Raw genomic sequence first — 12,579 nt, 5'->3', positions numbered from 1 at the left:
AAATAGTATCACCAACCGCGTATTGCGTAAATTTGCACACATGTCGAGCATGAATATTCCACAATCAAGTTTCCCTAGATTTGTCATTATAGGAGGGGGCTTTGGCGGTATTGCCATGGCCAAAAAATTAAGAAACAAAGATGCCCAGGTCGTTTTGCTGGACAAGCACAACTACCATAACTTCCAGCCATTGCTTTACCAAGTTTCCACAGGTGGGTTGGAACCAGATTCCATTGCCTATCCCATTCGAAAAGTGTTGCAGGGCTATCCCAACTTCTACTTCAGGTTGGCCAATGTAGAGGAGATTGATACCAAAGGCAAAAGGGTATTGACCAATATCGGAGAAATTTCCTATGACTATCTGATTTTGGCCACTGGGTCGGAAACCAACTTTTTTGGAAACAAAGGCATTGAAACCATGGGGATGGCGATGAAGACCATACCCCAGTCCCTGAACCTTCGAAGCCTGATTCTTGAAAATTTCGAACAAGCCCTTTTAACCGACGACCTTCACGAACGCGATGCTCTCATGAACTTTGTCATTGTGGGCGGTGGACCTACTGGAGTGGAATTGGCAGGGGCGTTGGCGGAGATCAAAAAGGGGATTTTACCAAAAGACTACCCCGATCTGGATACGCGAAGGGCACAGATCAATTTGGTGCAGGCCGGGGACCGTTTGCTGCCTGCCATGAGTGAAGTGGCCTCCAGAAAAGCGGAGCAATTTTTGGAGGGGCTTGGAGTCAATGTCTGGAAAAATATCCGTGTTGCCGAATATGATGGTAAACGGGTGACCACCAACACAAATACCATTTTTGACACCTATACCTTGGTTTGGGCAGCAGGTGTGCAAGCAGTTGGCATCAAAGGATTGGATGCCAAGGAAATCCTTTGTCGGGGCAACCGATTGAAGGTGAACCAATTTCATCAAGTGGAAGGGTTTGAGGAAATATTTGCCATTGGTGATGTGGCCCAGATGGAATCCGAGGAGTTTCCAAATGGACATCCGATGATGGCACAGCCGGCGATCCAACAAGGCCGAAATCTTGGGGATAACCTAGTGCGTCTTCTTGATGAAAAACCCATGAAACCCTTCAAGTACAAGGATAAAGGGAGCATGGCGACCGTTGGTCGAAACAAGGCTGTTGTCGATTTGCCCAAGTTCAAGTTCCAAGGCGTTTTTGCGTGGTTCGTGTGGATGTTTGTGCACCTCTATTTTTTGATTGGCTTCCGCAACAGGGTAGTGGTGTTCATCAATTGGGTTTACAATTATGTGCGATTTGATCGTGAGGCCCGCTTGATTATCCGACCCTTCAAAAAGCAAAATCGCGTCGATCGCCGGGGTCTGATGCAGGATTGATTTATTTTCTTGGGTGGAAATCGTTCAAGACTTTCGTTAAATGTTTGCGGTTCACATGCATGTACACCTCGGTGGTGGTAATGCTTTCATGGCCCAACATTTGTTGAATGGCACGCAGATCGGCCCCGTTTTCCAATAAATGGGTGGCAAAGGAGTGCCGAAAGGTATGTGGACTGATGTTCTTTTGCAATCCAATTTTTTCCGCCAATTGTTTAATGATGGTAAAGATCATCGCCCGGGTGAGTTGTTTGCCCCTTCGGTTGAGGAATACAAAATCTTCATGGTCTTTTTGTATGGCCAGATGTACCCGAACCTCTTTTCGATAGATATTGATATATTTTTTATTGATATCGCTGATGGGAACAAACCGCTGTTTGTTGCCCTTGCCCGTAACCAAGATAAAATCCTCCTCAAAATACAGGTCGGACAGTCTGAGATTGATCAATTCCGAAACCCGGAGACCACAGCCGTACAGGGTTTCCAAAATGGCCCGATTTCGTTCGCCTTCATCGCGGGAGAGATCTATGGCACCGATCAGCTGGTTGATTTCATCCACCGAAAGGGTGTCCGGTAATTTGCGTCCAATTTTTGGCGTCTCGATCAGGTCCAAGGGATTGTCTTGCCGATAATCCTCAAAAACGAGGTAGTTGAAAAAACCTTTTAATCCCGATATGATACGTGCCTGCGATCGTGGGTTCATGGTTTTGGCCACCTCATACACAAATTGTTGTATGGTTTCCTTGTCAATCTGCTCGGGCTTCGCATTAATTTCTTTTTCCTCCAAAAAGCCGACCAACTTTTCCAAATCCAGCGAATAATTGGTGATCGTGTTTTTGGAAAGACCTCGTTCAATCTTCAGATAATTTTGGTAATCGCCTATTGCCTGATGCCAATTCATAAGCCAAATATAGCTACAAATGGCTTTGGAAATTGGTTTGAAAATGCATTGGTCAATTCAAAATGGGCTTTGGTCAAATGACCGGTTCATTTCCATTTTGGAATGGATAATTTTCGCCCCAATTGATTGAAAGAAGATGTTTGTTGGGTATTAAAACACCAAAGTTCAGGTCAAATTTGAGGGGGCGGTAGGCACTATAACCCAATACGGAGCGTTAGGTTTTAATAAAATCTTAACAATGAATAAAAAGAGAATTATTTTTTCCGTTTTGGCAGTATTTGCCTTTTGCATCTCTGTAACTGCCCAATATGTGGATAGAAGTAGTACTAAAGTTGGTGTAATGGCCGGTATTCCCATGGGTGATCTATCTGATTTTTCCAAAATTGCTTTGGGTGTGGATGTGGCTTTCCATTGGGGGGTGTCCGAACTTTTTGATGTCGGTATTGCTACGGGTTTTATCAATGCTTTTGGTGAGACGGATTCTGCTACTGTAGGCGATATAACCATTGAAGGTAGCTTCGATAATTACCAAGTAATTCCAGTTGCTGCCGCAGTGCGATTGTATCCGACGTATAATTTTAAGCTGGGTGCCGATGTCGGTTATGCTGTTGGAGTAAATGAGGGAAATGATGGGGGATTTTATTGGAGGCCTGTAATTGGCTATAACATTTCGGGTAATACGGAATTGAATGTTTCCTATATAAACATCAACAATGATGGGGAAAGCTTTTCCATTGCGGCTTTGGGCCTACTGTTTTTGTTCTAAGATTAAAAGTTAACTGTTCATAACCCCAATTCTTAGCAGTTGAAACCATGAATATTAACCATTAATCACACGTAAAATGAAAAAATTACTTTTTGCTATTGCAATTGTCCTATTGGGTAATGTGGCCGTGAAGGCTCAAACCAACTACAGGGCTGCTTTGGGTTTGGGAATCGACCTGTACGATGAAGCTACCTTTTTTGGGGCCACCGGGAAATACTTCTTCTCAGATAATCATGTGGGGCAGGCCGATCTGGGATTCGAGGACAATGCTACCATTGTGACGTTTCTGTATTCCTATCACAAACAATTTGTAGGTGCTAGAGGCTTGCGATGGTATGCCGGGATTGGTCCAAGCATTATTTTTATTAAGGACTTTGATAATATTTTTGCCTTAAGGCCCCATTTGGGTATCGACTTTAAAGTGGATGGTGTTCCGTTGGTGCTGAATTTTGATTGGCGCCCTTCCATTGTGTTGAGCGATGTTGGGGACAATCAGGTGGCCGCATTCGGATTTGGACTGCAGTTTGCCATAGACTAAACTGTACAATATTGTTTATTACAGGACGGGGTTTGCCCGTCCTTTTGTTTTTATTGTATTTTTAGCGCATGAAAATCATCATCATTAATGGACCCAATTTGAATCTTTTGGGAAAAAGGGAACCTGAAGTATATGGCAGCACTTCGTTTGAAGACTATTTTGCCACACTTCAGTCCAAATTCCCGCAAGTGGAACTGCACTACTTTCAGTCCAACATAGAAGGGGAACTTATCGGAAAGCTTCAAGATGTCGGGTTCGAATATGATGGGATTATCCTCAATGCCGCCGCATACACCCATACCTCTGTTGGCATTGGCGATGCGGTTAAAGCCATTGACACGCCGGTTGTGGAGGTGCATATCTCCAATACCCATCAGCGTGAAGCGTACAGGCATGTTTCCTATATTTCACCGGGTGCCAAAGGGGTTATCTTGGGCTTTGGTCTACAGAGCTACGACCTAGCCATCCAGAGTTTTTTAGGCTAATACTTTCAAGTATTTTTTATCGGCATAAAAAGTGCCAAAAGGTAGTAGGGAAGCGATAAACAAAATAGCGAACCGTTTCAAGTTCCATTTACGCTCCCAGCAAAAAACAGCGGCCACCACCACATAGAGGATAAACAAAAATCCATGGGCGTACCCCACATATTTGTTGGGTTCCGGGATGTCTGCCCAATGCTTTAATGGCATGGACATTCCAAAAAGCAACAAATACGAGATTCCTTCCAATATGGCGGTGGACCGAAATAGTTTTAGCATACTGTTATAGGTGGATTACCTCATCATAAGCATCGGCAACGGCTTCCATTACCGCTTCACTCATGGTTGGGTGTGGGTGAACAGCTTTTAGGATTTCATGCCCTGTGGTTTCCAGTTTTCGGGCTACCACAGCTTCTGCGATCATGTCGGTAACACCGGCACCGATCATGTGGCAACCCAACCATTCACCATATTTGGCATCAAAGATCACTTTTACAAAACCATCCGCATTTCCTGATGCTTTTGCCTTTCCACTGGCAGAGAAAGGGAATTTGCCCACTTTGATTTCGTAGCCTTTTTCCTTGGCTTGTTTTTCGGTCAATCCAACGGAGGCTACCTCGGGAGTACAATAGGTACAACCGGGAATATTGCCATAATCCAAGGCTTCCACATGCATGCCCGCAATTTTTTCCACACAAAGAATACCCTCGGCCGAGGCTACGTGCGCCAAGGCTTGGCCAGGAGTAACATCTCCAATGGCATAGTACCCCGGTATATTGGTTTGGTAGTAATCGTTCACCAAAATTTTATCACGATCCACGGCAATGCCCACATCTTCCAAACCGATATTTTCAGTATTGGTCTTGATACCGACAGCGGAAAGTAGGATGTCCGCTTCCAACACTTCTTCACCTTTGGAAGTTTTTACAGTGGCCTTTACCCCATCACCTGAAGTGTCCACTTTGGTCACTTCGGCAGAGGTCATAATTTTCACACCGTTCTTTTTGAAGCTTCGCTCCAATTGTTTGGACACGTCCTCGTCTTCCACTGGAACGATGTTGGGCATATATTCCACCACGGTAACCTCTGTTCCCATGGAATTGTAGAAGTAGGCAAACTCGATACCGATGGCACCACTACCTACCACAATCATTTTCTTGGGTTGTTTTTCCAGGCTCATGGCCTCGCGATAGCCAATTACCTTTTTGCCATCTTGGGGAAGGTTTGGCAATACACGACTGCGTGCCCCGGTTGCAATGATGATATGGTCGGCGGAATATTCTGTTGTGCCGTTATCGGACTTCACCTCAACTTTTTTGCCAGGCTTCACCTTGCCAAAACCGTTTAAGACTTCAATTTTGTTCTTTTTCATCAAGAACTGAACACCTTTGCTCATACCATCGGCCACACCACGGCTTCGTTTTACCACGGCACCAAAATCGTGCTCCACGTTATCAGCGCTCAATCCATAGTCGCCAGCATGTTTCAGGTATTCGAAAACTTGTGCGGATTTCAATAGTGCTTTGGTAGGGATACAACCCCAGTTCAAACAGATGCCACCTAGGCTCTCCTTTTCAATGATGGCGGTTTTGAATCCCAATTGGGAAGCCCTGATGGCAGTAACGTAGCCGCCTGGCCCACTACCCAAAACGATGATATCGAACTTGCTCATTAGATCTTGATTTTAGTTGTTAGATTCGAAGCCTGCTCGGAGGCAAGCAGGTGCAAAAGTACGTAAAACCATCCCCAAATCCCAAGTTCAAAAAAACCAAAAAATCGGATAGTTTGTGAAATCAGGTCTGTGATTTGCCGAACAGCTTCTGGTTGAAGGCTTCCGAACCACCTTTGGGTATGGATAAAGATTTCCAATCCGGCCCTTTGATCATTTTGCCCAGCAGCACAATTTGTCCTACGTGGCTGGCATAATGGGCCAATTGCCTGTTGACGGCTTCCACAATGGTATGCTCTTGGCCCCTGATGTTGATCTTGGTGTCAAAATTGGTGGCGTCAATACTTTCCAGGGCATCAAAAAGACATTGCCAACCTTTGTCCCAAGCCAATTGCATTTCTTTTTTGGTCGGATAGGGATCTTCAAATTCCGTTTCCCGATTACGCCATGGTTTTTCACCATCCTCAGTTAAAAAATGGGTCCAACGGCTCAGCAAGTTGCCCACCATGTGCTTTACGATGATGGCAATGGAATTATCGGTGGTCCCATTGGTCCAATGGATGTCTGCATCCCCTAATTGGTCAAAGGTTTTGTCACCCAACGTTTTGTACCGATGGAACTCGAAGTTGGCACTGGCCACAAAATTTTGCCAAAAATCCATGGGTAAATCAATTCTCGGGTTCGAACCCGATACTGATGGAGTTGATGCAATAGCGCATACCTGTGGTTTCACGTGGACCATCGTTGAAGACATGACCCAGATGGCCGCCACAATTGGCACATACCGTTTCGGTACGGATCATGCCATGTGAGGTGTCCCGGATATATTCAATGGCACCTTCCACGGCTTGGTCAAAGGAAGGCCAACCACAACCGCTTTCAAATTTGTGTTCACTTTCGAACAATTTGGCGCCACATCCTTTGCAGTGATAGTTGCCATTTTCAAAATGCATATTGAATTCCCCGGTAAAGGGACGTTCGGTCCCTTTCTGACGTAAAATATAGTATTCTTCGCGGGAGAGCTGTTCCTCCCATTCCTTTTCGGTTTTTTGCACGTTGAACTGTTTCTCCATTTTTAGGGTTGTTATTATTTGGGGTCAGGAATAAAATCCAAGGCAACCCCGTTAATGCAGTGGCGCTTTCCTGTCGTGTTTCGCGGTCCGTCGTTAAAAACGTGTCCCAAATGGCCTCCACATACTGCACAATGTTCCTCGGTCCGGGCCACACCGATCTTGTAATCCACATCGTAGGCTACGTTCCCTTTGATCTCGCGATCAAAACTTGGCCATCCTGTTCCAGAGTCGAATTTGTGCTCGCTTTTGAACAAAGGGGTGCCACATCCGGCACAAACATAGGTACCTTTTTGTTTGTTATCCAGCAAATCACTCGAAAATGCATTTTCGGTGGCGGCCCTTCGCAATACGTAATATTCCATATCGGTCAGTTCGGCCCGCCATTCAGCATCGGTTTTGGAAACTTTGTAGGCTGTTTCTTTTTTGCTCTCCTTTTTGTTTTCTTTTTTCACTTCCTGTGAATTGCCCTTGCATCCAGTAAGGATTACCAAGGCAATCAATAGCAATCTTTTTCCCATGTTCGATTTTTATTTATTTGGACGTAAAAATGCACGCTTCCTAACAAAATACGTGAAAAATAAAAAAGTCCCGTCGAAAAACAACAGGACTTTAAATTACAGTTTTTTAATGAATTTAGTTGAGGTTCAACTTCATCACTTTTTCTTCGGTAATGCCGAGGTTGGACATTACGCTTTCAAGATTGGACATGTCCATTTTGGACCCTTCGGCATATTCACTGGGAATGATCACTATCCTAAAAAGTTGATTGTCGGTAAATCCGGGGTCAAGGACCGAAAGATCAAAATTACCATCGATGAACAGTTCCACATCCACGAACGTATGGGCGAAAACATATTGGATAATCCCCTCGTTCAAGAAATAGTTTTGGGGAATCTGGCTCCAAGCATCGGCAGTTGTTCCGTCATTAAGGTCGATTAGCCCATCGTGTCGGTAAACCAATACGGCATCGGACTCAAATACTTCAAAATTGGTGACATCCGAAAAATTGATCAAGGTGCTGTACAGGTTGTTCACGGCATCATATCCGAAATTTACGCCCTCCACTTCAATTACTTGTCCTTGAATGCCGTCGAGACCGTCCAGTCCATCGAGTCCATCCCTTCCGTCAAATCCGGGAGGTCCTTGGGGACCTTCACAGGCAACGGTAAATAAAACGATAATGGCTCCTAAAATTGTATTTAATTTATTCATGATTTTGGATTTTTGATTTGTCTTGAATTGTGTCTGTTCTGCAAGAAAATCAAAAAGCGTTCCATTTTTTAAAAAATGTTGTTTTATTGGGCAAAGAAGTTGCCAATATCGGTTTCTTGCCCAAAGATGTGTATTATTGTATATACTAAATCCTCATTTATGACCAAGGTAGTTCCACATAGTTTATTTTCCGAGTTCGACATCGATCTCTTTAAAGTAGGCAAACATTTTAGGTTGTATCAAAAATTAGGGTCGCACCTTACCGAAGTCGATGGTGTAAAGGGCACCTATTTTGCCGTTTGGGCACCTTCTGCCAAATCGGTATCCGTGATTGGGGATTTCAACCATTGGAAAGTAGGCGAGCACGAACTGAACGTACGTTGGGACAGCAGCGGAATTTGGGAAGGATTTATCCCCGGTGTGGACAAGGGGACCAAATACAAATACAAGATCCATTCGTACAACAACGACGTTTGGACCGAAAAAGCGGATCCATTTGCTCGGTTTTGTGAGCAGCCGCCCAAAACAGCATCGTTGGTTTGGGATGCCCCCTACACTTGGAACGACCAGCAATGGATGGACACCCGGGAAGAAAAAAATGCGCTCGACAAGCCATATTCGGTATATGAAGTGCATTTGGGTTCTTGGAAGAAAAAGAACGGCTGGGAATCTTTGACCTATTTGGAACTCGCCGATGAATTGGTGGACTATGTGGCTGAAATGGGCTTTACCCATGTGGAGTTCATGCCGGTAATGGAATATCCGTTCGACCCTTCGTGGGGTTATCAATTGACCGGTTATTTTGCACCCACTTCGCGTTTTGGCAAACCAGAGGACTTTAAGGTATTGGTGGACAAGTTCCATCAAAAGGGAATCGGTGTGATATTGGACTGGGTACCTTCGCATTTTCCTGAAGATGCACACGGATTGGGCTTTTTTGATGGTTCACATCTGTACGAACACCCAGATCGAAGAAGAGGGTACCATCCCGATTGGAAGAGTTTGATCTTCAACTATGGAAGAAACGAAGTACGCGCCTTTTTGATCAGTAATGCTGTTTTTTGGCTCGATCAATACCATGTGGATGGACTTCGTGTTGATGCGGTGGCCTCCATGTTGTATTTGGATTATTCTCGTGAAGATGGGGAGTGGGAACCCAATATGTATGGCAATAACGAGAACTTGGAAGCCATGTCGTTCATTCGTGAAATGAACCAGGAAGTGTATGCCAGTTTCAAAGGGGTACAGACCATTGCCGAAGAATCCACGGCCTTTACGGGGGTTACCAAGCCCGTGCATTATGGTGGACTTGGTTTTGGCATGAAATGGATGATGGGTTGGATGCACGACACGCTTGAATTCTTTAAAAAAGAGCCGATTTACCGCTCCTACGATCTTAATGAGATCACCTTTAGCCTTACCTACGCCTTTACCGAGAACTTTATGCTGCCCTTCTCGCACGATGAAGTGGTCTATGGAAAAAAATCGCTCTTGTACCGCATGCCCGGCGATGAATGGCAACGCTTTGCCAACCTGCGGCTATTGTTTGGCTATATGTTTACCCATCCCGGGGGCAATTTATTGTTCATGGGCGGGGAGTTCGGCCAATCATCCGAGTGGAACTTTCAACAAAGCTTGGAATGGCACTTGACCCAATACGATTTTCATTCTGGGATACAGGAAGTTATCAAGGATCTAAATAAATTGTACAAATCAAGCCCTGCATTGTACGAAAAGCAATTCAGTCCGGAAGGTTTTCAGTGGATCGAATACAACGACCGGGAAAATTCTGTGATCACCTTTATGCGAAAAGGAAATGATCCCAAGGATGATTTGATCATCGCCATCAATTTTACGCCCGTGCCCCGTGAAAACTACAGGGTGGGCGTTCCGAAGTCTTCCCAACTTAAACTGGTCTTCAATAGTGATGATAAGAAATATTCGGGTAGCGGCATGGGCAAAAAGACCATGAAACCATCAAAGGCCACATGGAACGGGTATGAACACTCGGTTGCCATGACCTTGCCACCCTTGGCCGTTGTGGTGTATAAGTAACACAACAGCTATATCGTTATAGTTGATTGATATTAAAAACATCTTTTTAATTATTCGGTCTAATGTGTTTCTTTTGTGACTCTCAATTGACTAGCAATGATAACCAACACGGAAATAGAACGACGGGGGAATCAGCACCCCAACCATATAGTCGAGTTTAAACACGATAACGACAAGATATATTTTACCACCCAAAATGGGGTCATCCTACAGATCACCATCATGCGGGATAGCATGGTGCGGTTTCGATATGCCACCGAATATGTTTTTGAGCCCGATTTCTCCTATGCCATAAGCGATGATGTAAATCTCGGTTATAACCAACTTAGTGTAAAGGATGAAATTCCCGAATATGTCATCACCACGGCGAAACTCAAAATTTATGTCAACAAGTCCGACCTTAAGGTACAGATTGTTGACCATAATGATGTGATCCTATGTGAAGACGAATTGGGGTTTCATTGGGAAGAGAATTTTGACTACGGGGGCAACATTGTAAAAATGAGCAAGGTGTGCCATTCCGGGGAAAGTTATTACGGAATGGGAGACAAGGCGTCCCATACCAACCTAAAGGGAAAAAGGGTGAACAACTGGGTAACCGATTCTTATGCCTATGGCAAGGACCAGGAACCCTTGTATAAGGCCATTCCATTTTATGTAGGGTTAAAGGAGAGTAGTGCCTACGGGATTTTCTTTGATAACTCCTTCAGTACCTATTTCGACTTTGCAAACGAAAGAAGAAACGTGACCAGCTTTTGGGCCGATGGGGGGGAAATGAACTATTATTTTTTCTATGGGCCCAAAATGAGCGAGGTAGTGGAGGCTTATACCGATTTGACCGGCGTGCCTGAATTACCACCTTTGTGGGCATTGGGCTTTCACCAATCCAAATGGAGTTACTACCCCGAAAGTAAGGTCAAGCAAATCGCCAATAAATTCAGAAAACTGAAGATTCCCTGCGATGCAATTTATTTGGACATCGATTATATGGAGGGGTTCCGCTGTTTTACTTGGAACAACAGATACTTCCCCAATCCGAAAAAGATGATCGAGGAAATGGAGGCCGATGGCTTTAAAGTCATCACCATGATCGATCCAGGAATCAAGATCGACCGCGATTATTGGGTGTACCAACAAGCCATGGACAATGGATTTTTCTGTCGAAGGGCCGATGGCCCCCATTTTAAGGGCAAGGTTTGGCCAGGCGAGTGCAAGTTTCCCGATTTTACCGACCCCGACGTACGGGAATGGTGGTCTGGATTGTACAAACAAATGATAGCGGAAATGGGCGTGCGCGGCGTTTGGAACGATATGAACGAACCCGCGGTAATGGAAGTGCCTTCCAAAACCGCCAATTTGGATGTACGCCACGATTATGATGGCCACCCTTGTAGTCATAGAAAGGCACACAACGTGTATGGCATGCAAATGGTTCGTGCCACCTATGATGGTGTCAAGAAATTTACTTTTCCCAGAAGGCCATTTGTGTTGACTCGTGCCGCTTACGCTGGAACACAGCGCTATTGTGCCACTTGGACGGGGGACAACGTGGCCACTTGGGAACATTTATGGATAGCCAATGTACAGATGCAGCGTATGTGTATGAGCGGTTATTCGTTTGTGGGCTCCGATATTGGAGGTTTTGCCGAACAACCGAACGGGGAACTGTTCGCCCGATGGATACAATTGGCTATTTTCCATCCGTTCTGCAGGGTGCATTCCAGTGGTGATCATGGCGATCAAGAGCCTTGGTCCTTCGGAGAGGAGATTACAGGAATTGTCAAGTATTTTATCGAATTACGCTACCAATTGCTGCCGTATCTGTACACGATGTTCTACAAGTACATCAAAACAGGTATGCCCATGTTGCAGTCGTTGGTGTTTTACGATCAAGAAGACCCGCAGACCCACTTTAGAACGGATGAGTTCATTTTTGGGGAACAAATGTTGGTGTGCCCGGTTCAGGAACCCAATGCCCAGGGTAGACGCATGTATTTCCCGAGGGGGGAATGGTACAACTATTGGACCGACGAACGTGTGGATGGAGGTATTGAAAGATGGGTGCCGGCAGCCATCAACCGCGTGCCGTTATATGTGAAGGCTGGGGCCATGATCCCAAAATATCCGGTGCAGCAGTATGTGGGTGAAAAACCGATTTCTGAGTTGGTGATCGATGTGTATTACAAGGAAGGTTCGTTGAACTCACAGGTATATGAGGACCAACAAGATGGATATGATTACAAAAAGGGCAGATTTAGTCTGCGAAGGTTCAAGCTTACGGGCAAGGAGAACGAATTGATCATCCAGCAGTTCAAGGATGGAAATTACATCACCCCGTACGAGAAATTTAAACTGACCTTCCACGGATTGCCATTTACCATCGGCACTGTTGAAGTGGACAATGAGGAAGTGGATTTGAAAGCAATCAAATTGAATGGCAATAATTCCATTGAGGTCGTTAAGGATTTCACGGAACTGCACATAATCGGAAAATAATTTTGTATTTTTCGTAGTACTAAACACACATTACGT

Annotated in this window: 13 protein-coding genes; 6 read left to right on the top strand and 7 right to left on the bottom strand. The window is 44.9% G+C overall.

What is annotated here, in order from left to right; all coding sequences use genetic code 11:
• Positions 1–49 precede the first annotated feature (49 nt).
• The gene (locus tag EO131_RS06165; RefSeq protein ID WP_127020083.1) at positions 50–1,357 is read left to right on the top strand and encodes an NAD(P)/FAD-dependent oxidoreductase; all 1,308 of its coding nucleotides are present in this window, start codon (positions 50–52) and stop codon (positions 1,355–1,357) included.
• Between the two features lies 1 nt (position 1,358).
• On the opposite strand, the gene xerD is transcribed toward EO131_RS06165, so the two are convergent.
• Positions 1,359–2,255, bottom strand: coding sequence for a site-specific tyrosine recombinase XerD (gene xerD, locus EO131_RS06160; RefSeq protein WP_127019943.1), 897 nt, complete (start codon positions 2,253–2,255; stop codon positions 1,359–1,361).
• 238 nt (positions 2,256–2,493) lie between these two features.
• Between xerD and EO131_RS06155 the strand changes: the two genes are divergently transcribed.
• The 3 genes from EO131_RS06155 (at position 2,494) to aroQ (ending at position 4,044) form a co-directional block, all read left to right on the top strand.
• Positions 2,494–3,021 (top strand): hypothetical protein, encoded by a 528-nt coding sequence (locus EO131_RS06155; protein WP_127019941.1) that lies wholly within the window; start codon positions 2,494–2,496, stop codon positions 3,019–3,021.
• 76 nt (positions 3,022–3,097) lie between these two features.
• On the top strand, positions 3,098–3,559 hold the full coding sequence (locus tag EO131_RS06150) for a hypothetical protein (RefSeq protein ID WP_127019939.1): 462 nt from the start codon (positions 3,098–3,100) through the stop codon (positions 3,557–3,559).
• 68 nt (positions 3,560–3,627) lie between these two features.
• Entirely contained in the window at positions 3,628–4,044 is a 417-nt protein-coding gene (gene aroQ / locus EO131_RS06145) for a type II 3-dehydroquinate dehydratase (RefSeq protein WP_127019937.1), read from the top strand.
• On the opposite strand, the gene EO131_RS06140 is transcribed toward aroQ, so the two are convergent.
• From EO131_RS06140 to EO131_RS06115, 6 genes are all read right to left on the bottom strand, one after another.
• Positions 4,036–4,317 (bottom strand): DUF3817 domain-containing protein, encoded by a 282-nt coding sequence (locus EO131_RS06140; RefSeq protein WP_127019935.1) that lies wholly within the window; start codon positions 4,315–4,317, stop codon positions 4,036–4,038. The genes aroQ and EO131_RS06140 overlap by 9 nt on opposite strands.
• A 4-nt stretch (positions 4,318–4,321) precedes the next feature.
• The gene (lpdA, locus tag EO131_RS06135; protein WP_127019933.1) at positions 4,322–5,710 is read right to left on the bottom strand and encodes a dihydrolipoyl dehydrogenase; all 1,389 of its coding nucleotides are present in this window, start codon (positions 5,708–5,710) and stop codon (positions 4,322–4,324) included.
• 121 nt (positions 5,711–5,831) lie between these two features.
• Positions 5,832–6,368 carry a DUF1572 family protein gene (locus EO131_RS06130; protein ID WP_127019931.1) on the bottom strand — a complete coding sequence of 179 codons (537 nt, stop codon included), beginning with the start codon at positions 6,366–6,368 and terminating at the stop codon, positions 5,832–5,834.
• A 7-nt stretch (positions 6,369–6,375) separates the two neighbouring features.
• On the bottom strand, positions 6,376–6,780 hold the full coding sequence (msrB, locus tag EO131_RS06125) for a peptide-methionine (R)-S-oxide reductase MsrB (RefSeq protein WP_127019929.1): 405 nt from the start codon (positions 6,778–6,780) through the stop codon (positions 6,376–6,378).
• 14 nt (positions 6,781–6,794) lie between these two features.
• Positions 6,795–7,298 (bottom strand): peptide-methionine (R)-S-oxide reductase MsrB, encoded by a 504-nt coding sequence (gene msrB / locus EO131_RS06120; protein ID WP_127019927.1) that lies wholly within the window; start codon positions 7,296–7,298, stop codon positions 6,795–6,797.
• A 115-nt stretch (positions 7,299–7,413) separates the two neighbouring features.
• Positions 7,414–7,992, bottom strand: a complete 579-nt coding sequence (locus EO131_RS06115) for a collagen-like protein (protein ID WP_127019926.1) — start codon at positions 7,990–7,992, stop codon at positions 7,414–7,416.
• Positions 7,993–8,151: 159 nt separating this feature from the next.
• Here EO131_RS06115 and glgB point away from each other — a divergent pair, with 159 nt between their 5' ends.
• Complete coding sequence (gene glgB / locus EO131_RS06110) at positions 8,152–10,047, top strand: 1,4-alpha-glucan branching protein GlgB (RefSeq protein WP_127019924.1); 1,896 nt, start codon at positions 8,152–8,154, stop codon at positions 10,045–10,047.
• A 96-nt stretch (positions 10,048–10,143) separates the two neighbouring features.
• Entirely contained in the window at positions 10,144–12,543 is a 2,400-nt protein-coding gene (locus EO131_RS06105; protein ID WP_127019922.1) for a glycoside hydrolase family 31 protein, read from the top strand.
• Positions 12,544–12,579: the final 36 nt, after the last annotated feature.

It is taken from the genome of Flagellimonas beolgyonensis, assembly GCF_003992615.1.
GTDB lineage: Bacteria > Bacteroidota > Bacteroidia > Flavobacteriales > Flavobacteriaceae > Flagellimonas > Flagellimonas beolgyonensis.
The sequence above is the reverse complement of the archived record's forward strand: the minus strand, read 5'-3'. Positions and strand labels throughout refer to the sequence as shown.